Source organism: Phytopseudomonas argentinensis, assembly GCF_900113905.1.
In the GTDB taxonomy this organism is placed as follows: Bacteria; Pseudomonadota; Gammaproteobacteria; order Pseudomonadales; family Pseudomonadaceae; genus Aquipseudomonas; species Aquipseudomonas argentinensis.
Genome location: NZ_FORC01000004.1, coordinates 106,593 through 132,157 on the forward strand (window position 1 = coordinate 106,593; position 25,565 = coordinate 132,157).

Here is a 25,565-nt window from a genome sequence, read left to right on the forward strand (position 1 = left end):
CGCACCGGGATATCGAGCGGTGTCTGTCCTGGCGGCCGATTTCCCGGCAGAAAAAATGGTTTTTTCGCGCGGCGCTTTTAAGTAAAGTGCGGGCCTCTTTGGGGAGTAGCCTGCTTCCGGGGTCGCCCGGCAGCGTTCGTATCAACATTCTCGGCAGCAGCCGTGGTACGAACACCTTTCGGTTGGTGAGACCAATGACAGATACGTGCCTAAGGTCGGGCGCGTGTATCCGTCATTGACTCATAGCCCGACCGAGACGTAACCGTGAGTTTCCTTTCTCTTGTCTTCCTGGCCTTCGCCATGTCCACCGATGCCTTTGCTGCCGCTGTCGGCAAGGGTGCCTCGCTGCATAAACCCAGGTTTCTCGATGCACTGCGCACCGGCCTGATCTTTGGCGTGATCGAAGCCATCACCCCGGTGGTCGGCTGGTTCATCGGCCAGGCCGCGGCGGGGTACGTGGAGGAGTGGGATCACTGGATCGCCTTCACCCTGTTGCTACTGCTCGGTGGCCACATGATCTACGCCGGCCTGCAGCCCGAAGGCGACGATGGCGAAGAAGACAAACCCAAGTCCCATTCCTTCTGGCTGCTGGCCGCCACGGCGTTCGCCACCAGCATCGACGCGCTGGCCGTCGGCGTCGGCCTGGCGTTCGTCGACGTGAACATCTGGTTCGCCGCGCTGGCCATCGGCCTGGCAACCATGACCATGGTCACCATCGGCGTGATGCTCGGCCGCCTGATCGGCACCGCCATCGGCCGCAAGGCGGAAATTCTCGGCGGCCTGGTATTGATCGGCGTCGGCGCGGCGATTCTTTACGAGCACACCCTGTAAGTGCCCATGCCCGCCGGTGCGGGTATGGCCCTGAGGGCCTCAGGCGTTATGGATCTTGCGGGCGTTGTCCTGCTGCTCGACCCGAGCGCGAATGCGCGGCAACAGGTCCTGGCCATATTCCACGGCGTCGCGCAATTGCTTGAAGCCGCGGAACAGAAAAGGTGCTCACCCCAGCGTGTAGTGGTCCAGCGCGGCTGGTTGGTTGCGATCACGCAAAGCGGACAGCAGCGGTGAGTGTTTGAAACTGTGATTCGGTTCCGCTGCTGAGGCTTTGATGGCCAAGTGCCATATGTTTTAATCACGGCTCAAATGACATTCTTTCTCAGGGACGACCCCTATGTTCTTCCGCAATGGACCTGCGGCGGTATGCCTTTGCCTGTCCAGCTGGTCGCTGGCCGTGTCGGCCCAGACGCCACCGCCCAACCTGCCCACCAACCTGCCGTCGCCGCTGACTCAAGACCTGATCCGCGACCGTCAGGAGCGTCTGCTCGACGAGCAGCAACAGCGCCTGCAGGAACTGCAGCAGCTGCCGGGCAAGCGCGCCGAGCCGACGGCACCGCCGGCACCCGAGGACGAGCGCTGTTTCGCCATCGAACAGATCGAGATCAGCGGCGCGAGCCTGCTGTCCGAGGCTGATCGCAGCACCATTCTCGCCCCGTTCGCCGACAACTGCCTGGGCGTCAGCCAGCTCAACGAACTGCTCAAGGCGATCACCAACCACTACGTCGACCGTGGTTACGTGACCACCCGCGCCTACCTGCCGCAGCAGGATCTGTCGGCCCGTACCCTGAAAATCACTGTGGTCGAAGGGCGCCTCGAAGGCCTCGACAGCTCTGCCCTGGCCAGTGATCGCGAACTGGCCATGAGTTTCCCCGGCGAGACCGGCGAAATCCTCAACCTGCGTGAGCTGGAGCAGCTGGTCGACAACCTCAACCGCCTGCCGTCGCGCCCGGCGCAGCTCGAACTGGTGCCCGGTCAGCAGGTGGGCGGCAGCCGGGTGGGCCTCAAGGGCGAGCGCAGCAAGCCTTGGCACGCCAATATCAACCGCCACAACGATGGCCAGCGCAGCACCGGCGAACAGCAGTGGGGCCTGGGCCTGACCTGGGACAGCCCGCTGGGCCTGGCCGATCAGCTGAGCCTGCGCGCCAGCCGTGATGCGGTCAGTGACAGCTTCCGCCATTCCCACGCCCAGAGCCTGTCCTACAGCATTCCCTACGGCTGGTGGCGCGTGGACTACAGCTACAGCCAGAGCTACTACCGCACCCTGGGGCAGAGCAACGGCTTTCCCTTCGAGACCGATGGCGACAGCCAGCAACATGCCCTGCGCGCCGAGCGCGTGCTGCACCGCGACAGCGTCAGCAAGACCGCCTTCAACACTGGCGTCAGCCATGTGCGCACCAACAACTTCATCCTCGGTAACCGCATCGACCCGTCGAGCAACCGCCTCAGTGAATGGCAGCTGGGCTTCAACCATGGCCGGCGCATCGGCAGCGCGTTCGTCAACGCCGATATCGGTTGGCAGCGCGGCATCGGCGCCTTCGATGCCCAGGGCAATGGCGAGCCCCGTGGTGACCAGCCAGTGGCGCGCTACAACAAATACAGCCTGACCCTGAGCTATCTGCAGCCCTTCAGCCTGTGGGGCGAGCGCTTCAGTTTCGACAGCCTGGCCACCGGCCAGAAGAGCGAAGACCCGCTGTTCAGCTCCCAGCGCATCAGCATCGGTGGGCTCAACTCGGTGCGCGCCTTCAAGGACCAGAACCTGTCCGGGGACAGTGGCGGCTACTGGCGCAACCAGCTGCGCTGGACCCGGCCGGTCACCTGGGCGCCGCTGCAACCCTTCGTGCAGCAGTACGGCGCCGCCCTGGCCTATGACGTCGGCGTGATCAGCCACGACAACCACAACACCGGCGCCAGTGGCCGCCTGAGCGGTCATGCCCTGGAGCTCAGCGCCCGCGGCGAACACCTGGCCGCCAGCGTGACCTTCGCCCATTCCCTGGAACGCCCCGACGTGATCACCAAGCGCGAGCGCCCGGTGTATTTCCGCCTCGACCTGTTCTTCTGATTTCCGATTCGTTTACACCCTGGAGCACCCTGACATGGACGTTCGCAGCCCGTTTTTCCAGAACATCGCCCTGATCGTTGCCGGCGTCATGTTCCTCAACCCCATCGTCGCCACCGCGGCGCAATTGACGGTTGACGCCCAGGCCGGCGGCAATACCAGCCTCGACCAGGCCGGCAATGGCGTGCCCATCGTCAATATCGCCACGCCCAATGGCAGCGGCCTGTCGCACAACAAGTTCACCGACTACAACGTCGGCCAGCAGGGGCTGATCCTCAACAACGTCACCGAGCGGCTGCAGAGTACCCAGCAGGGCGGCATCATCATTGGCAACCCCAACCTGCAGGGGCGTGCGGCAGGGGTCATTCTCAACGAAGTGACCGGCAGCAACGGCAGCCAGCTCAAGGGCTACACGGAAGTGGCCGGGCAGGCAGCGCACGTGATCGTCGCCAACCCCCACGGGATCACCTGCGACGGCTGCGGCTTTATCAACACCCCGCGGGCGACTCTGAGCACCGGTGCGCCGGTGGTCAACAACGGTCGCCTGCAGGGCTTCGACGTCAATGGCGGCGACATCGCCATCGAAGGCGCTGGCCTCAATGCCAGCAACGTCGACCAGTTCGATCTGATCACCCGCAGCGCGCAGATCAACGCCGAGATCCACGCCAAGCGCCTGAACGTTATCGCCGGCCGTAACGAGGTCGATGTGGCCACATTGGAGGCCACTGCCAAGGCCGATGACGGCTCCCTGCAACCGCAACTGGCCATCGACAGCTCGGCACTGGGTGGCATGTACGCCGGCGCGATCCGCCTGGTGGGCACCGAGGCTGGCGTGGGTGTGAAACTGGCCGGTGATATGGCGGCCAGCGCCGGGGATATTCAGATCGATGCCAGTGGCAAGCTGAGCCTGGCTCAGGCCTCGACCGCTGGCGACCTGGCCATCGAGGCGGGTGAGGTGGCGCTGACCGGTAAGACCTACGCTGCCGGCCAGGCCAGGCTCGGCGCACAGGGTTCGCTCCAGGTGCAGCAGAGCCTGGCCGCAGCGGGCGATATTCGGCTCGAGGCGGAGCAGGTGGTCAACCAGGGGCTGGTCGAGGCTGGCGTCAAGGCCGACAACAGCCGCACGGCGGCGGATCTGCGCATCGAGGCGCAGCAGATACGCAATACCGGCAGCCTGATCGGCAGTCGCCAACTGGAGGTCAAGGCCAGTCAGCGCCTGGACAATCAGGGCGGCACGCTCAGCGCCAAGACGCTCACCCGAATCGATGCAGCGCAGCTGGATAACCGTCAGGGCCAGGTACGCAGCGATGCTGCTTTGAGTGTGGTGGCGGGGGACGTGGACAATCGCAGTGGGCAGATAGCGGCCAAGCAAGTGGACATCGCCGTAGCGGCTGGCGGTGTGCTCGCCAATCGGCAGGGGACGTTGTTTGCGCAAGAGCGTCTGGAGGTTGCGGCAGGCGACTTGGACAACAGCGGTAAAGGAACCCTGGCCAGCCAGGGGAGCCTGAGCGTCACGCTGAGTGGTCACCTCGATAACCACGGCCAAGGAACGCTGGTCAGCCAAGGCTCACAGCGTATTCGTGCGGCCTCCGTCGACAATAGCGGTGATGGTCTGCTATCGAGCCGCGCCAGCCTCAGCCTGAACGAGGCAGCGACAGACAACCGAGGTGGCAGGATTCAGGCTGACGGCGCGCTCAGTCTGCACCAGGGCAGCCTGGACAACCAAGGCGGCACGCTCAGTGGCAAGGGTAACGTGAGTATTGAACTGGCCAGCCTGGACAACCGTAATCAAGGGCAGGTGAGCGCAAAAGGCAATCTCGATGCGAAGATCGGTCACCTTGAGCAGGCGAATGGCGGCGAGTTGTTGAGCCAGGGCCGGCTAACCCTCGAAGGCACGCGTTTGGACAACCGTCAGGGTGGCTTGATTGCCGCTACTGAAGCCTTGCAGATCGTCGCTGGCGAAGCCCTGCTCAACACGGTCGGGGAAATTTCCACACCCGGCCTGGCGGTGGTTCGAGTCCAGGCCGATAGCGGGCAACCCGCTGCCGTGCTGGATAACAGCGGTGCTGGTCTGATCGTCGCTGATCAAGGGCTGGAGCTGTACGTTCAGCGCTTGCTGAATAATGCCAAGGGTGTGCTCGCCGGGCGTGATGGCCTGATTGTGCGCGGTGGCAGCCTGGACAACAGCGCTGGCGGCACCCTGACGAGTCAGCGAACGATTGGCGTGCAGCTCGAGGGGGCCTTGAACAACCAGAGTCAGGGCCGAATGCTCGCGGCCAATGGCCTGCAGATCGAAGCCGGTAGCATCGATAACCAGGCGGCTGGTCTGCTTTCCAGTGGGGCCGCACTGGGCATTACGGGCGGCAACCTGGACAACCAGGGGGGCAGGGTGGTCAGCGATGGCCAACTGAGCATCCGCAACAGCAGCCTGAACAATAGCAATGCCGGTAGCATCAGTAGCGGGCAGACGCTGAGCATTGAAACTGGGCAGCTCGATAATCACGGCGAGGGTGGGATCACCGCCGCTGGCGACCTTTCACTGAATGCCACCCAGCTCAACAACCACGACCATGGGCGGATCGCCGCCAAGGGCACTGTGCAGGTCAGCGCCACGGCGCTGGATCAGCACGCGGGTGGCGAGCTGGTCAGCGAAAGCGCGCTGACCCTCGACTTGCAGGATGGTGACCTCGATAACAGCGGCCAAGGCCTGATCGCCACGCCGGAGGCCTTGCTGTTGAAGAACCTTGGCAAGGTCGACAACAGCGCCGGCGGTGAAATCTCCAGCCGCCAGGGCTTTCTGCTCAAGGCCCGCGAGCTGGACAACAGCGCGGGCCGGGTGATCAGCGCCCAGGCGCTGCAACTGCAGATCACCCAGATGCTGAAGAACAGCCTCAAGGGCGTGCTCTCGGCCGGCAGCCTGGCGGTGACGGCGGCCAGCCTGGACAACTCTGCCGCCGGGGTGCTGGCCAGCAAGGGCGATATGCAGGTCAAGCTTACCGGCAAGCTGGCCAACCACGACCAGGGCACCCTTTCGGCGGCCCAGGCGTTGACCGTTGATGCGGCCGCGTTGGACAACGCCAACGCCGGCCTGCTGGCCAGCGGTGCCGACCTGCAGGTGACGACGGGTGCTCTGAACAACCAGAGTGGCAGCCTGCTCAGCCAGGCGGGGCTCGAACTTGAGTCCGGCGATCTCGACAACCGTGGCGGCGTCATCAGCAGCCGCCAGGCCCTCAACATGACGGCCAGCGCGGTCGACAACCGCGACAACGGCCTGATCACCAGTGCCGCTACCCTCGACCTGACGGCCAGCCGCCTGGACTCCAGCCGCGGCCTCGGTAACAGCGGAGGCGAGCTTTCGGCCAAGAAAGACCTGCGCCTGACCGTCAGCCAACTGATCCAGCGCCAGGGCCGGCTGATCGGCGAAGCGGGCGTGCGCATCGACCTCAAGGGCGGCGACCTAGACAACCGGGGAGGTCTGCTCACGGCCAACGGCCCGCTGAGCCTGCAGGCGCTGGGCAAGCTGGATAACCGCGACGGCGGAGAAGTCTCCAGCACCCAGGGTTACCTGCTGCGCGCCAGTGCCATCGACAATGACGAGCAGGGCCGCATCATCAGCGCCGGTAAGCTCGCTCTCGATGTGGGCACTGGTGATGTGCGCAATGCCGCAGGCGGGCTGATCTCCGGTTGGCAGGGCGTGGATATCGCCGCTGGCAGCCTGGACAACAGCGCGCGCGGCACCGTCTCCAGCCGTGACGGCGCGCTGAGTGTCAAGCTCGACGGCAACCAGCGCGTGCTGAACAACAGCGATGAAGGCGCCCTGGTCAGCACGGCAGCGCTCGAAATCGAGGCCAGCAGCCTGGACAACAGCGCCAAGGGCATCGTCTCCAGCGGCGGCGATTTCGACCTGCGCCTGAGCGGCGCGCTCGACAACAGCGGCCACGGCCTGATCGACAGCCAAGGCACCCTGACGGCCAATGCCGGGGCGGTGAACAACAACGCCGGGCAGATCGGCAGTGGCAAAGCAGCCAGCCTGAACGCGGCCAGCCTGGACAACCGCGCCGGCCAGTTCACCAGTGGCGCGGCGCTCGGCCTCACCCTTACGGGCGAACTGCTCAATGGCCAGCAGGGCAAGCTGGCCAGTGCCGGCCCGCTGGTGCTCAAGGCCCAGGCTGTCGACAACCAGAGCGGCAGCCTGATCAGCCAGAACCTGCTCGACCTGACTGCCAGCAGCCTGAATAACGTGGGTGGCACCGTCGCTGCACACAATGGTCTGAACCTGCTGCTCACCGGCGCCCTGAACAATGCAAGCGGCGGCCTGATCCACAGCCAGCTCGGAGCCATCAGCATCCGCGCACAAGGCCTCGACAACACCGCTGGCAGCCTGAGCAGCCAGGGGGACCTGCTGCTCACCCTGGATGGCAAGCTGGGTAACCAGAACGGACACACCCAGAGCCGTTCCGGCAATCTCGACCTGCAGCGTTCCACCAGCGTCGACAACCGTGGCGGCGTGCTCAGCAGCCTGACCGGCTGGCTCAAGCTGGTCAGCGCCGGGCTGTTCGACAACGACGGCGGCACCACCCAGGCGCAGACGCTGAGCGTCGAGGCCCATGGCCTGAACAACCGCGGCGGGCACCTCTCCGCCGTGACCGGCAGCAGCTCGATCAACCTGGGCCGCGCCACCTTCAACAACCAGGGCGGTGGCCTGTATGCCCACCAGTTGCTCAGCGTTATCGCCGGGGACTTCAACAACCAGGGCGCTGCCTCCGGGGAGGGTGGCAAGGTGGCGGCCGGGCGCATCGACTTCGGCCTGTCGGGGGCGCTGAACAATGCTTACGGCATCCTCGAAAGCACCAGCAGCCTGAGCCTGGCCAGCACTGGCCTGGATAACCGCAACGGCCGCCTGCGTGCGCTGGGCAGCGGTGGCGACACCCGTATCACCGCCAGCAGCCTGGACAACCGCCAGGGCCGCATCGAAACCGCCAATACCAACCTCGTGCTCGACGCCGCCAGCCTGCAGAGCAGCGGCGGCAGCATCCTGCATGTCGGCACCGGCAACTTCGGCCTCAGCGCCGCCCAGGTCATGGGCGCCGGGGGCGACCTCAGCACCAACGGTCTGCTCAGCCTGAGCGCCGATAGCTGGACCAACACTGGCGTTCTGCAAGCCGGGCACCTGGTGCTGAATATCGGCACCTTCACCCAGACCGCCACGGGCCAGTTGCTGGCCAGCCAGTCGCTGAGCGGCAGCGGCGGCACCTGGATCAACGACGGCCTACTGGCCAGCGACGGCAGCTTCAGCTTGAACCTGAGCGGTGCCTACAGCGGTACCGGGCAGGTGACCAGCCTCGGCGAGCTGAACATGAAAGCCGCCAGCCTCGACCTGGCGAGCGCCGCCCGCATCAGTGGCGGCGGGGTGAGCACCATTAGCAGCACGGGCACCCTGACCAACCGCGGGAGACTGACCTCGGCCGGTGGGCTGACCGTCAGCGCCGCTACTCTGAACAACTACGGCACTTTGGGCAGCAGCGAGACGCTGCGGCTCGTGGCGCCCAACCTGCTTAACGAGAGGGGGCTGATCTTCAGTGGCGACGATATGGCGCTGCGGGTGGATAACTTCACTAATAAGTATGGGGATGTTTATGGTTTGGGTGATTTGAGCGTCAGTCGCAATGATGCCAATGCTCAGTCGGCGATTTTGGAGAATATATCGGGCACTATTGAGAGTTTGGGCGATATGCGCCTGTTTGCTTCGCGGGTGGTGAACCGTAAAGATGCCTTCAAAGTCACCGAAAGATTAGTGTCAGGAGATATCACCTATCACTGTTTGGATTGTAAAGGACGGCACTATGACTTTTATTATTATATAGAGGAAAAGCTCGAGCGCACTGTGGAGTCTGATTCCCCTGCCGCCAATCTCATCTCTGGCGGCAACTTGGCTGTATCTGGGGTTGACTTTGAAAATAACTACAGTCAAGTGTCTGCTGCAGGAAATATAGCTGTCTCGGTTGCAAGTTTCACCAATACAGGAGCTTCGACTTCTAGCGTAGTTCGCCGTACTCAACTCCGGAATCCAGTGGACTCGGAGAGAAATCATATATTTTGGAGTATGGTTAATCCTGGTGGTGCGATAGCTGAGTATGCGAAATATAATTCTCTCTATCTGTATAAGTATACAGATGAATGGTATGACGATAGATATGTTATTCCTGCTACTGTTGCTAGGGGGGAGCAAAAAACTAATAGGCTAAATCCTGATTACAATCCGAGCGTTGCATATCCTTTACCTGCAAGATTCAGTTCCTATTCAGTCGTTTCTGCTACTGAAACGAATACTAGCTCGGGTGTCGCTGCCAATGCAGTGATCCAGGCCGGGGGGAACGTTAATATTAGTGCAAGCAAGAAGCTCGATAATGGGGTGACTCGTGAGAGTTTCGATTTCGTGGCCGGCCGTAGCCAAGCTCTTGATACCCGTGTCATCGGCACTGGGAAGACCACTGTTGTATCCCTTAACTCACAGCTCCCTCCAAACCTGCAACAGCAACAAGTCAACCCCCTGACACTCCCCGGCTTCACCCTGCCGCAGGGCGAGAACGGCCTGTTCCGTCTGAACCATCAAACAGCGCTATCTGGGCGTGCTAGTTCCATACAAGGTGTAGGCGCAGGGCAGAACGAAGCTGGCAGCTTGAGCTCGGTGAGCGTCAATATAGATCAGGCCTCGCAGGCCCCTGTGGCCGCCGTGAGTGCCTGGAGTCTGCAAGATGACCAGGCGGCGGTGAGTCTACCGAACGTCGATTTACCTCAGGTTGTAGGTATCCAGAGCCTGCCAGGTCATGCCGCACCGCCTGCACGTCACAAGTATCTGATCGAAACCAACCCGGCGCTCACCGAGCTCAAGCAATTCGTCAACTCCGACTATCTGCTGGGCAAGCTGGGCTATAACCCCGACCACGCGCAAAAGCGCCTGGGCGATGGTCTCTATGAACAACGCCTGGTGCGCGAAGCCATCGTGGCACGCACGGGCCAGCGTTATCTCGCCGGACTAACCAGCGACGAAGCGATGTTCCGTTATCTGATGGATAACGCTGTTGGGAGCAAGGAACGACTGAACCTGAGCCTGGGCGTGACCTTGAGCGCCCAACAGGTGGCGGCGCTGACTCACGACATCGTCTGGCTCGAAGAGCACGAGGTCGCGGGTGAGAAGGTACTGGTGCCGGTACTTTACTTGGCGCAGGCTGAAGGCCGTCTGGCGGCCAATGGAGCACTGATTCAAGGTAATGACGTTACGCTGATCAGCGGTGGTGAGCTGGCCAACCAGGGCACCCTACGTGCCAGCAACAACCTCACGGCCACCGCCGGCAACATCCGCAACAGCGGCTTGGTCGAGGCGGGCAAGCGCCTGCAACTGCTGGCGACCGACAGCATCCGCAATGCCCAGGGCGGCATCATTGCCGGGCGCGATGTCAGCCTGATCGCGCTGACGGGAGATGTAGTCAACGAACGCAGCGTGACACGCCACCAAACCAGCCACGGCAATAACCGCACGATCCAGGACTTCGTCGACAGCGCCGCGCGCATCGAAGCCGCTAACGATCTGAGCCTTATAGCAGGACGCGACTTCAGCAACCTGGGCGGTGTGCTGGACAGCCGGGGCGACCTGACCATCGAGGCCGGGCGTGACGTCAACATCAGTTCGGTGGAAGAGCGTGTCAGCCAGGCTCGCGGTCGTCATTACCTCAACGAGCGGGTGGCCCAGGTGGGCGCCCAGGTCAGCGCCGGGCGCGATCTGGATATCAGCGCCGGGCGTGACCTGGGCGTGATCGCCAGCCGTCTGGAGGCGGGGCGTGATGTCGCCTTGGTGGCAGGCAATGATGCCTTGATCGCCTCCGCTGCCAACGAAAGCCACTTCCTTTCCAAGAGCAAGAGGGTCATTAACCAGCGCGATCAGGTTCGCCAGCAGTCCAGCGAGATCGTCGCGGGCGGCGATATCGCCGTCAATGCCGAGAGCAACCTGGTGGTTTCGGCTAGCAAGCTGCAGGCCGGCGACGAAGCCTACCTGGTTGCTGGTGAGAACCTGGCCCTGCTCAGCGCCGAAGACTACGACTACTCGCTCTATCAGAAGAAGAAAAAGGGCAGCTTCGGGCGCAAGAGCTTCAAGCGCAACGAGAGTACCCAGGTCACTAATGTTGGCAGCGAGATCACCACGGGTGGAGACCTGATCCTGGTCAGCGAAGGCGATCAGCTCTACCAGCGTGCGCATCTGGAAAGCGGTAACGACCTGACCCTGGTCAGTGGCGGGGATATCACCTTCGAGGGCGTCAAAGACCTCGAGCAGGAAAGCCGCGAGAAGAGCAAGAGCAGCCTGGCCTGGCAGTCGAGCAAAGGTAAGGGCAAGACCGACGAGACCTTGCGTCAAAGCGAGCTGATTGCCCAGGGCGAGCTGGTGATCCAGGCAGTCGATGGCCTGAAGATCGACATCAAACAGGTCAACCAGCAGTCGGTCAACCAGACCATCGAGGCCATGGTCAGGGCCGATCCCAACCTGGCCTGGCTGAAAGAAGCCGAAGCCCGAGGTGACGTGGATTGGCGCCGCGTGAAGGAAGTGCACGACTCCTTCAAGTACAGCAGCTCCGGGTTGGGAGTTGGGGCGCAGATAGTGATCGCGATTGTTGTGGCGTATTTTGCAGGTCCCCTGCTCAGTCAGGGTATTGGCTCTTTAGGCGGCGCGACTGCCGCCGCTGGCTCAGGGACTGCAATGGCTGCATCAGGCACGGCCACGGCGTCTGCTGTGGCCGCTGGTGCCACAGCGGGCTCAACGGTTGCAGCGGGTTGGGCCAACGCGGCTTTGACGGCAGTAGCCACTGGAGCGGCCAGCGGTGCCACCACCAGCGCAATCAATAACCGGGGAAATTTGGGAGCAGTCCTCAAGGACGTGACGTCCGAACAGGCCCTGAAAGGTTATGCCGTTGGTGGCATAACGGCGGGGCTGACAGCCGGGCTCTATGACAAATGGACCAGTACCGAGACGGGCGCCAATACGGCAGGCACCGCGACTAGCAATACCGGAGCCTTAGCGAACAGTGGTGCGGTTGTACCGGCAGGCGGACTTTCCTCGTGGTCGGGCGTCGGCCAATTCGCAACGAATCAAGCGCTACAAAACAGTACATCGGCAGTGTTGAACAAAGCGTTGGGGCAGGAAGGCAGCCTCGGCGATGCGCTGCAGATGACGTTGGCCAATACCTTTATGGCTGCAGGTTTCAACTGGGTGGGTGATATCACCCGGCCGGGCGCCAAACTGGAGCTGAAAGATGGCACGCTGGCCAAGGCCGGCCTGCATGCCGTAATGGGCGGTCTCGCCGCTGAGGCCTTAGGCGGTGATTTCAAGACAGGGGCGTTGGCGGCTGGTGTGAACGAACTGCTGGTTGCTGAGCTCGATGCCCAGTACCAGAAAATGGGCATCGAAGACAGAAAAGCGCTGCTGATCATGAATTCGCAGCTGGTAGGCGTACTAACCGCAGGCTTGCAGGGTGGGAATGCGCAGAGCTTGCAGGTGGGGGCGGCGGTGGCGGGGAGTGCTACCAGCTACAACTACCTGAACCATGCTGAAGCTCAAGAACGTTTGGAAAAACACCAGGCTTGTAAGGCTGGGGACAAACAAGCGTGTGCTCGACGTGATGAGCTCAATCGCCTGGACAAACTGCGTGATCAAGAGCTGAAATTTGCCTGTAGAGGCGCTTTGGAGAGTGCTGGCTGCAAAGTGCGCAGAGCGGAGGCTTTTGCAGCACTTGAAAGCTATGGGCCATACAAAGACAATGCCCAGTGGCGGTCATTGCATGACGAGCTGATTAGAAACGATATCGAGGGCTATACCAAGTACTCACCCTCGCGCGAGTTCGAGAGCGTCCGGGATATCTTGGCGCAGACGCCGGCAGGCTTGTCCAATGAAACCCTATTGGCGATGGCAAGTCTGTTCGGGCCAGGCCGGACGGCTGGTAACCCAAGTGGCGGCGGGGCAAAAGAAAGTGTCGATAATGCGAGTAGTGTTCAGCAGATATCCGGGGGGAATATACGCCATATTAATGGAGCCCTTGGTGAGGCTCATGGCTGGAAGAATGCTCTAGATAGTGGTCACGTCCCTATAAAGGCTCCTGGAAAGGTTACAGCTCCAGGCGTGGACTTTGTTACCTTCGACCCCAAAAGTGGCAGAGTCGTTCTTTGGGATTCAAAGTATCGTGGCCCAGGTGGCTCTTACCCATCATCTATTCCCGAGTCAAAGTTAAAAAGTTGGACTGCTGAAGCCAGGGCTGCAGTTGTCCAAATGCCAGAGGGAGCTATGAAGAACAGAATTTTGGAGTCATTAGACAAAGGCAAGGTTGACGCAAAAGTCTTCAGGTGGCCTCAATAGGTGAAATTAATGATCTGGAATAGTGTTTTTTCAATTAGAGCTTGGTCGTCACTTAAGAGCGTAGCTGCGCAATACTATGAGGTGGGTGATGGCTTGTACTGTGTGGGTGATAATGTTTTTTTTATTACTCAGCCCTATAATGAGTGCTTTGAGGAAGGGCTTCCTGACGCGCCTTTTGTAACGTCGGCCTATTGGGCTGCTTCTGTTGGCGCGATCAGGCATTGTGTATTGCAGGAGCTAGAAGCCTTTGAAGGTGCTATTTCGATCCCTCCGGAAGAGCTCTTGCTAGGGAGTCGTGGGAGTTACGAAGAGCTACGTGTTATGGCCGGGGCGTCCGAGGTGGCCACATATCGCTCTATGGATGGTGCGTTTGTAAATAAGTCAATTTCTGTAGGCAGGTTTTGCTACTTTTTTATGGGAAGAGACATAGACCCCTATCAGACACCTTATGCTGTTGAGGTTACTCTCAGTTAGATGGGGCAAAAGCAACTGGTGGGGCGGTAGATGATCTTGCCTCAAGTAAGGTCAAGTGGGTTGATGAGAATGCAGGCATGAGTTCGCGTGCTCGTGATGACAATGATTCGGCAACTGGTGCGCGCTCCAATCCTGCAACCCAGTCTGGTCAAGCCCCTGCGCTAGAAAGAACGATGCCCGATGGATCAACGAAGTTGGTCAAGTTCGATGGTGTGGATGGTAACGTCTTAGTTGATCGCAAGATTTCGGTTGTGACGACAAGCAAGTCGAAAGATCAGGCGCTTAGGCAATCTGAGGTTTTAAGTCAGAATGGGCTAACTGCACGTTGGGAAGTACCTAGTCAAGCTCAAGCAAACAGAGCTCAGAAAATGTTTGATGAGCTAGGAATTAAAAACATTTCGGTGAAGGTGATTCGTGAGCCAGGAAATCAATAAGCACGTTGTGCAAGCTATTGTTGAGGTTGCTCTGTTACTTGAGTTTTCAGGGGAGGAGGCAATAAATCCGGATGCTGCGGTGCAGGCACTTGAACAATTGGCTTCGGCGTTGCAAATGGCGGACTCAGAAACTAAATCATCGTTGTGTTCGCAGTTTGAAAAAATTGCAATGGAATATTCAGATGAACAGGCGGAGTTTGTGGCGGGTCTGGGCGAAGCGCTGGGGTTGATTGAAGAATGAGCCTGTCAGAATTCAAGATGTTCACCTGAATAGAAATAGCCCCGGCAGTGCCGGGGATATTTATTTCACTTCGCTGTAAACACCAGAATCGATGGGGTCAGAGTCATTGATGGGGCAATAGGGGACAGACCCTGAGGAATCCCCACAAATCTACTCCAGTAATTGAGCTTGCCGGTTAACCTTGTCACGTAGCAATAGCTCTTGGTGAGTGCGAACAGGATAAATCGCTGGCCGAGCGCCTTAGGTATTCAAGGCCTACACAGCACGGTTTTGCCTGGTGCTGTTGCTCTGAAGGCGGCACGTTCTACCTGTCGTATGAGCCTGCAGTCCGACAAGTACAACGCATAGCAAGCCAGTGCTGCGATCAGCAGCAGCGTATTCAGAGATCCTCGGCGGCCTGGTGCTGATCGGCATGGGCGCGGCGATTCTTTACGAGCACACCATGTGAGTGCCATGGGCCTACAGCTTCGAGCCGCAGGCCAGTCGACGCCATGATCTGTCGCTGAGAATGTGGCGGCGCATCGAGACGATGAGGCAGGCGTTCAGCCTTTGTTCTTGCGCTGCGGCTCGGGCCGGCCCTGCACGCACTTGAAGCGCGGCGCGGTCTTGCAGATCACGTAGATACGCCCACGACGTTTGACGATCTGGCAGTCGCGATGGCGCAGCTTGGCTTGTTTCAGCGAGGCCACGACCTTCATGCCTTGGCACCTGCGAAGCCGGCGAAGCGCTTGTTGAAGCCGGCCACGCGACCTTCGCTGGTGACCTGGCGCTGCTGACCGGTATAGATCGGGTGCGATGCACTGGATACGTCCAGGGTGACATAGGGGTATGTATTGCCGTCGCTATGCTGGCGCGTCTTGTCGGTCTCGACCGTGGAGCCGATCAACCAGTAGGCGTCAGCGGCAACATCGTGGAAAAGCACAGGACGATAAGTGGGATGGATATCGGGCTTCATAATCGCTCCATTTATTACGTTATAAAGTAACTAGTCCAGTGTTGATGATTTCAATTCTCATTACAAGCCTTGCTCGTCGATTTTTCTGGCCTTGGGAGTCGCCGCAAATCGGTGCCTGAATAGACTTGCCAAAATGTTATGTTGTAACAATAATGGCGGCGCTTTTCGTAGGGCGTTGCGTAGGCCCGGCCGAGTAGGCCGGGTGCAAGCGAACGGAAACGGCGGCAAAGCGCTGCAGCTGGAGCACTTATTGGTTAAGATGCCGTCGCCGGTTTCCGTGAGGAATTAATAGGGAATCCGTCGCCACCTCAGGTGGCCAAACGGAACTGCCCCCGCAACTGTAGGTACCGAGCGGCGCTGCATACGTGTCACTGGAATCGCTTCCGGGAAGACCGCAGCGCTGCATGGACGTACCAGTCAGGAGACCTGCCGGCATGGGTCTGCTTCCGCTTCTGGCGGGCAGGCGCCAGTAATCGAACCGCCGGCGGGGTGTCCGGGAGGGGGCATCCGTGATCACTTCCCGCAAGGGACAGGTGCGGCCATGGCCGCACGGCGTGATGTGTTCTCCAGCCTACGCACTGCCGTTATGCGTATTTGTTGATTAGGAGATCACCCGCATGTTCGTGTCACGCCTTGCCCTCGTCGGCGCCGCCCTCGCGCTGTCTTCCATGACCTATGCCGCCGGCCCGACCCAGTATCCGCTCACCCTGGAAAACTGCGGCCAGCAACTGATGTTCGCGAAAAGCCCTGGCAGTGCCGTGACCATCGGCCAGGCGGGTACCGAGATCCTCTATTCCCTGGGCCTGGGCGAGCGCCTGGCCGGCACCTCACTGTGGTTCAGCCACGTGCTGCCCGAGTTCGAGGCGCAGAACGCCAAGGTGCCGCGCCTGGCCGACAACGACCCGAGCTTCGAGTCGGTGATCAACAAACGCCCGGGCCTGGTGGCCGTGCAGTTCGAATGGATGGTGGGCGAGCAGGGCGTGGTGGGCACGCGCAAGCAGTTCCATGACCTGAACATCCCTACCTACATCATGCCCACCGACTGCGAAGGCAAGGACAACCTGGTCGGCGCCGACGGCACTCGCCTGCAGCCGTTCCAGATCGACAGCCTGTACAAGAGCATCGACCAGTTGGCGCAGATCTTCGACGTGCAGGACCAGGGCGACGCCCTGGTCGCCGACCTGCGCAAACGCCTGGCAACCGCGGTGGCCGGTGCCGAGCAGCGCCAGGCCAAGGACATTTCCGCGCTGTTCTGGTTCTCCAGCCCCGACATGGATCTGGACCCCTACGTGGCCGGCCAGAAGGGCGTGGCCGACTACATGATGAAATCCCTGGGGCTGCGCAACGTGGTGGAGTCCAGTGAAGAGTGGCCGAGCGTCGGTTGGGAAACCCTGGCCAAGGCCAACCCCAGCGTACTGGTGCTGGCGCGCATGGACCGTCGCCGCTTCCCCGCCGACGACGTCGAGAAGAAGCTCGAATTCCTGCGCAACGACCCGGTCGCCAAGCACATGGACGCCGTCAAGAACGGGCGCATCGTGATCATCGACGCTGATGGCATGCAGGCCTCGCTGCGCATGATCAGCGGCATTGAAACCCTCGCCAAGGCCGTTGACGGATTCCAATGATCGCACGCAGTTCACGCCTGTTCCTGCTGACCGTCGCCTGCCTGCTGTTGCTGGGTGTGGCAGTGACCGCCGGCGTCGCCCTCGGCGAAACCCGTATTCCACCCTCGGTGGTGTTTCAGGTGCTGGCCAACAAACTGTTCGCGGCGGGCTTCGTGCTCGACCCGATCGATGAGGGCATCGTCTGGAATTACCGCTTGACCCGCGCCCTGGTCGCCGCCAGCTGCGGGGCCGGGCTGGCGGTGTCCGGGGTGGTGCTGCAGGCGTTGCTGCGCAACCCGCTGGCCGACCCCTACCTGCTGGGGATCTCCGCCGGCGCTTCGACCGGCGCGGTGTCCGTCGCATTGCTCGGGGTGGGTGCAGGGATGCTGTCGCTGTCCATGGGCGCCTTCCTCGGCGCGGTCGCCGCCTTCGCCCTGGTCGCGTTGCTGGCCCGGGCGGCAGGCGGTGGCGCCATCAGCGGCAGTGCGCAGATCATTCTTGCCGGCATCGCCGGCTCCCAGCTGTTCAATGCGCTGACCTCGTTTCTGATCACCAAGTCGGCCAGCGCCGAGCAGGCCCGGGGCATCATGTTTTGGCTGCTCGGCAACCTCAGTGGGGTCAACTGGCAGGATGTACTGCTGGCCGTGCCGATGGCGCTGGCCGGGGTCTTGCTGGTTGCCTGGCATACCCGGGCGCTGGATGCCTTTACCTTTGGCGCCGAGTCGGCGGCCTCCCTGGGCGTGCCGGTGCGTCGTGTAAAGGCCACGTTGATCGCCTGTACCGCCCTGGTCACGGCGGTGATGGTGTCGATCGTCGGCTCCATCGGTTTCGTCGGCCTGGTGATTCCCCACGCCGCGCGGCTGCTGGTGGGCGCCCGGCATGGCCGGCTGGTGCCGGTTTCGGCGCTGATCGGTGCGGTGTTCCTGATCGCCGCCGATGTGTTGTCGCGTACGGCCATCAAGGGCCAGGTGCTGCCAATCGGCGTGGTGACCGCCCTGGTCGGCGCGCCGGCGTTCGCGGTGATTCTGGTGCGCGGGAGGCGGGCACGATGAGCGCCGTGTTGCAATGCAGCGACCTGGGCTGGTCGGTGAAGGGCAGGGCGATCGTGGCCGGCGTCGACCTGCAGATACGCCAGGGCGAAACCCTCGGCTTGATCGGGCCCAATGGCTCGGGCAAGTCGACCCTGCTCAAGCTGCTTTCCGGTATTCGTGCGCCAAGCACTGGCCAGGTGCAGTTGCACGGCAAGCCGCTGGCGCGCCTGAGCCGTCGCGACGTGGCCCGGCAACTGGCGTTCGTCGAGCAACAGGCCGACACCAGCGATGCGGTGACGGTACGCGATGCCGTCGAGCTGGGGCGCACACCATGGCTGTCGGCGCTGCAGCCCTGGTCGGCCGCTGACGAGCGCATCGTCATGCAGGCCCTGGCCGACGTCGACATGGCCGACATGCACGAGCATGCCTGGAGCACCTTGTCCGGAGGTGAGCGCCAGCGCGTGCATATCGCCCGGGCGCTGGCCCAGCAGCCGCAGGTGCTGCTGCTCGACGAGCCGACCAACCACCTGGATATCCAGCACCAGCTGTCGATTCTCAACCTGGTGCGCGCGCTGCCGGTCACCACCCTGGTCGCCCTGCATGACCTCAACCAGGCACTGGAGTGCGACCGCCTCGGGGTCATGGAACGCGGCCGCCTGGTGGCACTCGGCGAGCCCGAACAGGTACTCACCAGCGAACGCCTGCGCAACACCTTTGGCGTGCGCGCTCGCTACCTGACCGACCCGGAAGACGGCGCCCGGGTCTTGCGTTTTCATCCAGCCTGACAAGGACGGTTCCCCATGCCCATAGCTTACGCAATCGCTTTTCTGGCCAGCCTGTTGTGCAGCGCTGCCCGGCCGAGGTGCACGAGGTGAAGATGCTCAACCGCGGTGCCAGCGGGGCGATGGTCTACGAGCCTGAGTTCCTGGCCATCGCCCCAGGGGATAGGGTCAGGTTCATCGCCACCCAGCCGAGCCACAACGCCGCCAGCCTGCCTGGCTTCCTGCCTGACGGTGCAGCGCCATTCAAGGGGCGGATCAACGAGGAAATCGAGGTGAGGTTCGACACGCCGGGCTTCTATGGCATCCAGTGCATTCCGCACCTGTCCATGGGCATGGTGATGCTGATCCAGGTCGGCGAGCGTCCGATCAGCGAGCTGCAGATACCCGTCTCGCTGCCAACACGTGCCAGACAGCGTTTCGAGCAGATCGTCGAGCAGGCGAATTCGGCATACTGAATGCCTCTTTTTCCGATGAGTGTCGTGCCCTGATGCGCCGAGCCCTGACCACCCTGACCTCACTGTCTCCCGCTGCGCGCGTGCTGATCCTCAATGGGCTGACGTTCAACTTCGGCTTCTACATGCTGATGCCGTATCTGGCCGGGCACCTGAGTGAAAACCTCGGGTTGGCTGGCTGGGCCGTTGGCCTGGTACTGGGCATCCGGGTGTTCAGCCAGCAGGGGCTGTTCCTGCTCGGCGGCTTGCTGGGTGATCGTATCGGTTACCGGCGCGCCATCCTGATCGGCTGCGCGGTGCGTTGCGTCGGCTTCGCGGTGTTCGGCTTTTCCGAGAGTCTCACCGTGCTGCTGCTGGCTGCCTGCCTGAGCGGTTTCGCCGGCGCACTGTTCACGCCCTGCGCCCAGGCTTACCTGGCCGATGAATGCCAGGACGCCCAGCTGCGCAAGCAGGCCTTCGCCCTGCACAACATGGCGAGCACCGCCGGCATGCTTATCGGCCCGTTGGCCGGTCTGCTATTTATCAGCGTGGATTTCTCGGTGACCGGCAGCGTATCGGCCGGTCTGTTTCTGATCATGACGCTGGTGCAGTGGCGCTTTCTGCCGCTCAAGGATCTGGTCTCGGGCGAGCAGCCGGTAACCATGCTGCGCCAGTGCCTGGATATGCTCCAGCAGTGGCCCTTCCTGCGTTTCGCCCTGCTGGCGGCGGCCTATCCGCTGTTGTTCCATCCGCTGTACCTGGCGGTGCCAGCCTATAGCCACGCCTACGGCGGTGGGCAGGAATGGATCACCCAGGTGTTCGTGATCACCGCAGTGGTCGGCGTGCTGCTGCAGATGCCGGCCAGCAGCCTGCGCCAGCGTTGGCTGAGCGAAGGGCAGAGCATGGGCATCGGTCTGGCACTGATGGCAGCCAGCTACGGCCTGCTCGCCGAGCCGCTGGTCAGCGTGCTGGGTGGGCATCTGGCCGTGCAGATCATGGCTGCACTGTTCAGCCTTGGCAGCCTGCTGGTGCTGCCGCTGCTGTCGGCCCATGTGCCCCATTACGCCAAGCGTGGCCAGTTGGCTGCCTATTACGGATTCTTCGCCGGGGTGGGCGGTTTGGTGGCGTTGCTCAGCAACGTGCTGATCGGCCGCTTCCTGCCGGCCGATCAGCCGCCGCCGCAACTCCTGTGGTGGGCGTTGATGGGCATCGGCATGACGGCGGCATTCAGTCTTTGCTGGCATATGAGTTCAATCAAGGAGCAATCGTGAACAGATCATCTCTGGGGTTTCTGGCCCTGACGGCATGCTGCGTTTCGCCCCAGGTGTTTGCAGCGGGCGACGCGCAAGCCAAGAGCGCCGGCTTTATCGACGACGCCACCTGGAGTCTGGTCAACCGCAGCGTGTACGAGAATCGCGATTACCGAAATGGTGGACGCAGCAATGGCGCTCGCAACGCCTACAAACCCCGTGACAGCCGCAACGGTTATGCCGAGGAGTGGGGCTACGGCATGCAGGGCGAGGTGAAGTCCGGGTTCACCCAAGGCACCGTGGGTTTCGGCCTCGATGGCCATCTTTATCTGTCACAGAAGCTCGATGGCGGCGGCGGACGGGCCGGCAAGATGCGGCATATGCCAGTGGACAACGAGGGCTACGATCAGAACGAGGTTGCGCGAGGTGGCGCAGCCGTCAAAGCGCGACTGTCATCGACCTGGGTACGCTACGGGGAGCAACGGGTGAAGACGCCGATCTTTTCCTCGTCCGACAGCCGCCTGCTGCCGGAAACCCACACCGGCTGGTTTCTCGACAGCCGCGAGATCGACAATCTGGTATTCACCGGTGGGCATTTCACCGGCTCGGCGGATCGCAATTCGCGCAGCAACAACAACCCACTGATCATCAACTACGCAGACCCCGGCAGGCCGTTGGGCAACGCCTTCAGTTTCGTCGGTGGCACCTACAGCGGCGTGCCGGCACTGTCGCTGAGCCTCTATGGCGGTGAGCTGGAAGACAGCTGGCGTACCGGTTACCTGGGTGTCAACTACGTCCATGCCTTGAGTGACAGGCGAGCGCTGAGCGCCGATCTCAATCTCTACCGCAGCAGCGATATCGGCCAGGCGCTGGCCGGTCGGGTGTCCAACACCACCGCCAGCTTGCTGCTCGGTTACAGCGAAGGCTTTCACAAGCTTGCCCTGGGCTACCAGAAGGTCGATGGCGACAGCCCCTTCGATTACGTGACCCGGGGGGCCATCTGGCTGGGCAATGCCGTGCAGCTCTCCGACTTCAACGCGCCCAACGAGCAATCCTGGCAGCTGGCCTACACCTACGACATGGCCGGTGTCGGTGTGCCCGGGCTCAGCGCCGGCGCCGCCTATGTACGCGGCAGCGGCATCGATGGCAGCGACGTGGACCCGGACGGCAGCTACGCCTGGCTGGGCTACGGCAAGGGTGGCAAGCATTGGGAGCGTGATCTGCACCTGCGTTATGTGCTGCAGTCCGGGGCCCTGAAGGGGCTCAATGTGCTGCTGCGCCAGAGCGTGCACCGTGGCAACGCGGCCCAGGCCGAAGGCGACACGGATCAGCTGCGCCTGGCGGTCGAATACCCTCTGACCGGCCGCTTCTGAATGATCGGCTAGGCTGACGAACCCGATAGCGAGTGGATACCCCGTTGCGCTCGATCACTACCGTCCTGTTGCTCTGCCTGAGCCTGTCGGCCCAGGCGGCTTTTACCTTGCCGGGCGACGCGATGCGCTGCACCCGCAGCGCGATGCTGCTCAACTGCACGGATCGTCTCGGCAATCACTACGGCATCGTTCAGCAGGGCAATGACACCCTGATGCGCGGCTTCGACGTGATCAGCGGCTTGAGCTGGTCGCAGAACAGCACCACCTATGGCCGGTTGCAGCTGTTCACCGGTGTCAGTGCCGACGGGCAGGTGTGGTTCGGCTCCAGCCGGCGGATCGGCTGGAACGTGGTCAGCCGGCTGTCCAGCTCCCAGGGGGATCGCGACCGGGTCAATTGCAACCGCCTGAGTGGGTGCCGCTGACCCATCACCTGAGGGGGTCAGCTGAAGCGCGGCAGGCGCTGCTCCTGATCGTCCATCTCATGCTCCTGCTGCGGCAGACCGGCCACCTTCAGCGTCGGCATGCGTTCACCGACCAGGCGCAGGTCGCGGCGCGGCAGGGCGAAGCGTACATCCAGTTCGCGTAGCGCATCGAGCAGCTGCAGGTTGATCTCCTGCTGGATGTCCATGTACTGGTTGTAGTCCGAGCTCTGCACGATATAGACCACCTCGAAGGTCAGCTGGCTCTCGTCGAAGCCCAGGAAATGGGCACGGTCGAATTTGGTTTTCGGCGTTGCGCGAATAATCTCGCCGACCCGCTCCGAGACCTGGCGAACCTTGTCGCTCGGCGTGTCATAGCTGATACCGAACTTGAACACGATGCGTCGGGTGTCCATGCGCTTGTAGTTGTGCACGATCTGGCGCAACAGGTCGGCGTTGGCGCAGACCACCTGCTCGCCGCTGAGGCTACGGATGCGCGTGGTCTTCAGGCCGATATGCTCGATGCTACCGGCCACTTCGCCGAATACCACGAAATCGCCGATCTCGAAGGGCTTGTCGACGCCGATCGACAGCGAGGCGAACACGTCGCTCAGTACCGTCTGCACCGCCAGCGCCACGGCGATGCCACCAACTCCAAGACTGGCCACCAGGGCGGTGATGTCGACGCCCAGGTTGGCGAGAATCGACAGCAGCATCACCGACCACACGACGATCAGCACCATGATGCTGATGATGGTGGTCATTACCGGGTTATAGCCGCTACCGCCGTGCTTGCCGACCACCAGGCTGCGCGACCAGAGGCGCACCCCGGTGTCCACCCACAGGGCGATCTGCAGCGCCAGGGCAACGAACCAGGTGTGGCTCAGCGCGGCCTGCCAACTGCCGGGCAGGTCCGGCAGGCGCAGGGCCAGCAGCAGCGAGAAGGCCAGGAGCAGCGTACGGTTGGTTCGGCCGACCACCACCGCGACGAAATGCTGCCAATTGCCGTCCTGACCCTTGGACCAGGTGGTCAGCCGCTTGTGAACGATGCCGACCAGTGTGCGTAGCACGGTATAGATCACGGCGGTTGCCGCCACCACGATACCGATAGCGATCCACAAGTCGCGATCGAGCCACATGTTCCACTGTTCCATTCGGGGTCTCCTGAAAAAGCCAATACAGTTTTCTGTAGGCCTCAGGGCGCAGAAGTTCAGGTCAATGGCCTGACGGTGAGCACGATTGGGTCGCTTGGCATGCGACAGCCTGTCGCATGCCGGCATGTAACTGTTGCAGAGCTGAGCTATGGTGTAAGCGTGATCTGTAGGCGAGCGCTCATGGCTGTGAGTGGTGCCGGGTAGTGGTCACCCGCTTCTGCTGCCGCAGCTTGTGCGGCGCGGTTCACCCTGATGCGGGCACCAAGCCTGTCCGCCTGGAGAATGACGTGGCCCTCTATAGCCTTGATCTGCTGCTGATCCTGTTCGTGGTTACCCTGCTGTTCACTGCCTTGCCGATCATTCTCATGCGCAGCCTCTAGCAGCAGAGGCGGGCGGCTCAGCTGGCTATGGCCTGGCCCAGCAACTGACGAAAGCTTTCGGGTTGTACGTCGCGAATCAGCAGCAGGGCGCCCACCGTGCGTGCTGGTGTGTTGGGGAGCGCCTGTGCCGGGATGGCGATGCTCAGTTGCGCCTGCCAGGCCTGCAGCAGCGTGATGGGGTCGCCATCGTCAGGCAGCAGTCTGTCGATATGCACCTCGACGCCCATGCGCGACGCCAGCCGCGCCGATTGGCGCAGCAACATTTCGGCCATCTCATGTTGCTCGACCGGCGTGGCAGCCTGGTAGCGCGCCAGCCAGGCGCTCATTGGCTTGCGGCATAGCGCCGAGGGGCTGCGCACGTGCTGCAGCAGACAGTAGGCAGCACCGACCAGCGCGATGGTTACGGCGGTGAAAAACAGTTCCATCCTGGCTCCGACGCAGAGACACGGTCAGCCCGGCGGGCTGCATGGCGGCGAAACTAACCGAATGGCCCAGCAGCCTCAAGCAATTTAATGGCTATTGGCCATCCCTTGTTCTGGTGCTGGCGAGAAACGCTGTTCGAGCGAGCGGCCACGATCAACGAGCCGGATATCCTAGGGGGGCGTCGAGAAGGGCGGCCTGGCGACCGCCCCTCACCTCAGACCTTGAGTACCAGCTTGCCGAAGTTCTCCCCCTTGAACAGTTTCAGCAGGCTTTCCGGAAAGGTTTCCAGGCCCTCGACGATGTGCTCCCTGGACTTGACCTTGCCTTCTGCCAGCCAGCCACCGATTTCTGCCGCCGCACTGGCGAAGTTGGCGGCATGATCCATTACTACGAAGCCTTCCATGCGCGCGCGGTTGACCAGCAGCGACAGGTAATTGGCCGGGCCCTTGACCGCCTCCTTGTTGTTGTACTGGCTGATCGCTCCACAGATGACGATACGCGCCTTGGGCGCCAGGCGGCCGAGGACGGCATCCAGGGTGTCGCCGCCGACGTTGTCGAAATACACGTCAACGCCCTTGGGGCATTCGCGCTTGAGCGCTTCAGGCAGGTCTTCGCTTTTGTAGTCGATGGCCGCATCGAAGCCCAGCTCGTCGGTGAGGTAGGCGCATTTCTCCTTGCCGCCGGCGATGCCGATTACACGGCAGCCCTTAAGCTTGGCGATCTGCCCGGCAATGCTGCCCACTGCACCCGCCGCACCGGACAGCACCACGGTGTCACCGGCTTTCGGCGCGCCTACATCCAGCAGGGCGAAATAGGCGGTCATGCCGGTCATGCCGAGGGCTGACAGATACACCGGCAGCGGTGCGCGCTTGGGGTCGACCTTGTAGAAGCCCTTGGGCTCGCCGAGAAAATAGTCCTGCACGCCCAGCGCGCCGTTGACGTGATCACCCACGTTGTAATCCGGGTGCTTGGAGGCCACCACTTCACCGACGCCCAGCGCACGCATCACGTCGCCCAGGCCCACCGGTGCGATATAGGACTTGCCTTCGTTCATCCAGCCGCGCATGGCCGGGTCCAGCGACAGGTAGAGGTTCTTGACCAGAATCTGCCCATTGCCCGGTTCGCCGAGCGGCTTTTCCACGTAATCGAACGTTTCGCGGCTGACCATGCCGGTCGGGCGTTTGGCGAGCAGGAACTGGCGGTTGAGCTGAGTGGACATGGGTATCCTCCGTTGAAATAAGCTGTGGTGATAATCTTCGGCCTGCGCTTGGACAAGGATGTCGCAGTGGCCGAATGTCTGCCGATCCATTGAACTGATGGGGCAA

Annotated in this window: 18 protein-coding genes and 2 riboswitches; of the genes, 13 read left to right on the forward strand and 5 right to left on the reverse strand. The window is 61.9% G+C overall.

The features are described 5' to 3' along the window. Positions 1–93: 93 nt before the first annotated feature. Positions 94–260: riboswitch (yybP-ykoY riboswitch) on the forward strand. A gap of 4 nt (positions 261–264) precedes the next feature. The 6 genes from mntP to BM154_RS18230 all read left to right on the forward strand — a co-directional run bounded on the left by mntP (position 265) and on the right by BM154_RS18230 (position 14,438). Continuing rightward, positions 265–831 carry a manganese efflux pump MntP gene (gene mntP / locus BM154_RS18210; RefSeq protein ID WP_074887415.1) on the forward strand — a complete coding sequence of 189 codons (567 nt, stop codon included), beginning with the start codon at positions 265–267 and terminating at the stop codon, positions 829–831. A 337-nt stretch (positions 832–1,168) separates the two neighbouring features. Beyond that, complete coding sequence (locus tag BM154_RS18220; protein ID WP_083414607.1) at positions 1,169–2,893, forward strand: ShlB/FhaC/HecB family hemolysin secretion/activation protein; 1,725 nt, start codon at positions 1,169–1,171, stop codon at positions 2,891–2,893. Between the two features lie 34 nt (positions 2,894–2,927). Continuing rightward, complete coding sequence (locus BM154_RS18225) at positions 2,928–13,289, forward strand: two-partner secretion domain-containing protein (RefSeq protein WP_074887420.1); 10,362 nt, start codon at positions 2,928–2,930, stop codon at positions 13,287–13,289. 9 nt (positions 13,290–13,298) lie between these two features. Beyond that, a complete protein-coding gene (locus BM154_RS23985) occupies positions 13,299–13,763 on the forward strand; it encodes a hypothetical protein (protein WP_139225486.1) in 465 nt (154 codons plus the stop codon). 77 nt (positions 13,764–13,840) lie between these two features. Further along, positions 13,841–14,197: a hypothetical protein gene (locus tag BM154_RS23990; protein WP_139225487.1), complete on the forward strand. Its 357-nt coding sequence runs from the start codon at positions 13,841–13,843 to the stop codon at positions 14,195–14,197. Then, entirely contained in the window at positions 14,178–14,438 is a 261-nt protein-coding gene (locus BM154_RS18230) for a hypothetical protein (RefSeq protein WP_074887424.1), read from the forward strand. Before BM154_RS23990 ends, BM154_RS18230 begins: the two co-directional genes overlap by 20 nt. 542 nt (positions 14,439–14,980) lie before the next feature. Here BM154_RS18230 and ykgO read toward each other — a convergent pair. Both ykgO and BM154_RS18240 read right to left on the reverse strand, forming a co-directional pair. Continuing rightward, positions 14,981–15,136, reverse strand: coding sequence for a type B 50S ribosomal protein L36 (gene ykgO / locus BM154_RS18235; RefSeq protein WP_074887427.1), 156 nt, complete (start codon positions 15,134–15,136; stop codon positions 14,981–14,983). Beyond that, the gene (locus BM154_RS18240) at positions 15,133–15,393 is read right to left on the reverse strand and encodes a type B 50S ribosomal protein L31 (RefSeq protein ID WP_074887430.1); all 261 of its coding nucleotides are present in this window, start codon (positions 15,391–15,393) and stop codon (positions 15,133–15,135) included. The genes ykgO and BM154_RS18240 overlap by 4 nt, the downstream gene beginning before the upstream one ends. Before the next feature lie 252 nt (positions 15,394–15,645). After that, a riboswitch (cobalamin riboswitch) is annotated at positions 15,646–15,841 on the forward strand. Positions 15,842–16,010: 169 nt separating this feature from the next. On the opposite strand from BM154_RS18240, the gene BM154_RS18245 reads away from it, so the two are divergent. The 7 genes from BM154_RS18245 (at position 16,011) to BM154_RS18275 (ending at position 22,286) form a co-directional block, all read left to right on the forward strand. Beyond that, a complete protein-coding gene (locus BM154_RS18245) occupies positions 16,011–17,018 on the forward strand; it encodes an ABC transporter substrate-binding protein (protein WP_074887435.1) in 1,008 nt (335 codons plus the stop codon). Next, positions 17,015–18,049, forward strand: a complete 1,035-nt coding sequence (locus BM154_RS18250; RefSeq protein ID WP_074887439.1) for a FecCD family ABC transporter permease — start codon at positions 17,015–17,017, stop codon at positions 18,047–18,049. Before BM154_RS18245 ends, BM154_RS18250 begins: the two co-directional genes overlap by 4 nt. Then, positions 18,046–18,813 carry an ABC transporter ATP-binding protein gene (locus BM154_RS18255; RefSeq protein WP_074887442.1) on the forward strand — a complete coding sequence of 256 codons (768 nt, stop codon included), beginning with the start codon at positions 18,046–18,048 and terminating at the stop codon, positions 18,811–18,813. The genes BM154_RS18250 and BM154_RS18255 overlap by 4 nt, the downstream gene beginning before the upstream one ends. Positions 18,814–18,905: 92 nt before the next feature. Then, the gene (locus BM154_RS18260; RefSeq protein ID WP_167364713.1) at positions 18,906–19,265 is read left to right on the forward strand and encodes a pseudoazurin; all 360 of its coding nucleotides are present in this window, start codon (positions 18,906–18,908) and stop codon (positions 19,263–19,265) included. Between the two features lie 32 nt (positions 19,266–19,297). Beyond that, positions 19,298–20,512: an MFS transporter gene (locus tag BM154_RS18265; protein ID WP_074887447.1), complete on the forward strand. Its 1,215-nt coding sequence runs from the start codon at positions 19,298–19,300 to the stop codon at positions 20,510–20,512. Next, positions 20,509–21,864, forward strand: a complete 1,356-nt coding sequence (locus tag BM154_RS18270) for an OprD family porin (RefSeq protein WP_083414608.1) — start codon at positions 20,509–20,511, stop codon at positions 21,862–21,864. Before BM154_RS18265 ends, BM154_RS18270 begins: the two co-directional genes overlap by 4 nt. 32 nt (positions 21,865–21,896) lie before the next feature. Further along, complete coding sequence (locus tag BM154_RS18275; RefSeq protein WP_083414609.1) at positions 21,897–22,286, forward strand: hypothetical protein; 390 nt, start codon at positions 21,897–21,899, stop codon at positions 22,284–22,286. Between the two features lie 17 nt (positions 22,287–22,303). Here the strand turns inward: BM154_RS18275 and BM154_RS18280 are convergent, their stop codons facing one another. From BM154_RS18280 to BM154_RS18290, 3 genes are all read right to left on the reverse strand, one after another. Then, positions 22,304–23,437 carry a mechanosensitive ion channel family protein gene (locus BM154_RS18280; protein ID WP_074887453.1) on the reverse strand — a complete coding sequence of 378 codons (1,134 nt, stop codon included), beginning with the start codon at positions 23,435–23,437 and terminating at the stop codon, positions 22,304–22,306. Between the two features lie 397 nt (positions 23,438–23,834). Next, positions 23,835–24,242, reverse strand: a complete 408-nt coding sequence (locus tag BM154_RS18285) for a hypothetical protein (RefSeq protein ID WP_074887456.1) — start codon at positions 24,240–24,242, stop codon at positions 23,835–23,837. A gap of 212 nt (positions 24,243–24,454) precedes the next feature. Further along, positions 24,455–25,459, reverse strand: coding sequence for an NADP-dependent oxidoreductase (locus BM154_RS18290; protein ID WP_074887459.1), 1,005 nt, complete (start codon positions 25,457–25,459; stop codon positions 24,455–24,457). Positions 25,460–25,565 lie beyond the last annotated feature (106 nt).

What these genes read in the sequence shown, in the direction of transcription:
- BM154_RS18220 (WP_083414607.1), top strand. Translation starts at nt 1,169, where the DNA reads ATGTTCTTCCGCAATGGACCTGCGGCGGTATGCCTTTGCCTGTCCAGC.
- BM154_RS18225 (WP_074887420.1), top strand. Translation starts at nt 2,928, where the DNA reads ATGGACGTTCGCAGCCCGTTTTTCCAGAACATCGCCCTGATCGTTGCC.
- BM154_RS23985 (WP_139225486.1), top strand. Translation starts at nt 13,299, where the DNA reads ATGATCTGGAATAGTGTTTTTTCAATTAGAGCTTGGTCGTCACTTAAG.
- BM154_RS23990 (WP_139225487.1), top strand. Translation starts at nt 13,841, where the DNA reads ATGAGTTCGCGTGCTCGTGATGACAATGATTCGGCAACTGGTGCGCGC.
- ykgO (WP_074887427.1), bottom strand. Translation starts at nt 15,136, where the DNA reads ATGAAGGTCGTGGCCTCGCTGAAACAAGCCAAGCTGCGCCATCGCGAC.
- BM154_RS18240 (WP_074887430.1), bottom strand. Translation starts at nt 15,393, where the DNA reads ATGAAGCCCGATATCCATCCCACTTATCGTCCTGTGCTTTTCCACGAT.
- BM154_RS18245 (WP_074887435.1), top strand. Translation starts at nt 16,011, where the DNA reads ATGTTCGTGTCACGCCTTGCCCTCGTCGGCGCCGCCCTCGCGCTGTCT.
- BM154_RS18250 (WP_074887439.1), top strand. Translation starts at nt 17,015, where the DNA reads ATGATCGCACGCAGTTCACGCCTGTTCCTGCTGACCGTCGCCTGCCTG.
- BM154_RS18255 (WP_074887442.1), top strand. Translation starts at nt 18,046, where the DNA reads ATGAGCGCCGTGTTGCAATGCAGCGACCTGGGCTGGTCGGTGAAGGGC.
- BM154_RS18260 (WP_167364713.1), top strand. Translation starts at nt 18,906, where the DNA reads ATGCTCAACCGCGGTGCCAGCGGGGCGATGGTCTACGAGCCTGAGTTC.
- BM154_RS18265 (WP_074887447.1), top strand. Translation starts at nt 19,298, where the DNA reads ATGCGCCGAGCCCTGACCACCCTGACCTCACTGTCTCCCGCTGCGCGC.
- BM154_RS18280 (WP_074887453.1), bottom strand. Translation starts at nt 23,437, where the DNA reads ATGGAACAGTGGAACATGTGGCTCGATCGCGACTTGTGGATCGCTATC.
- BM154_RS18285 (WP_074887456.1), bottom strand. Translation starts at nt 24,242, where the DNA reads ATGGAACTGTTTTTCACCGCCGTAACCATCGCGCTGGTCGGTGCTGCC.
- BM154_RS18290 (WP_074887459.1), bottom strand. Translation starts at nt 25,459, where the DNA reads ATGTCCACTCAGCTCAACCGCCAGTTCCTGCTCGCCAAACGCCCGACC.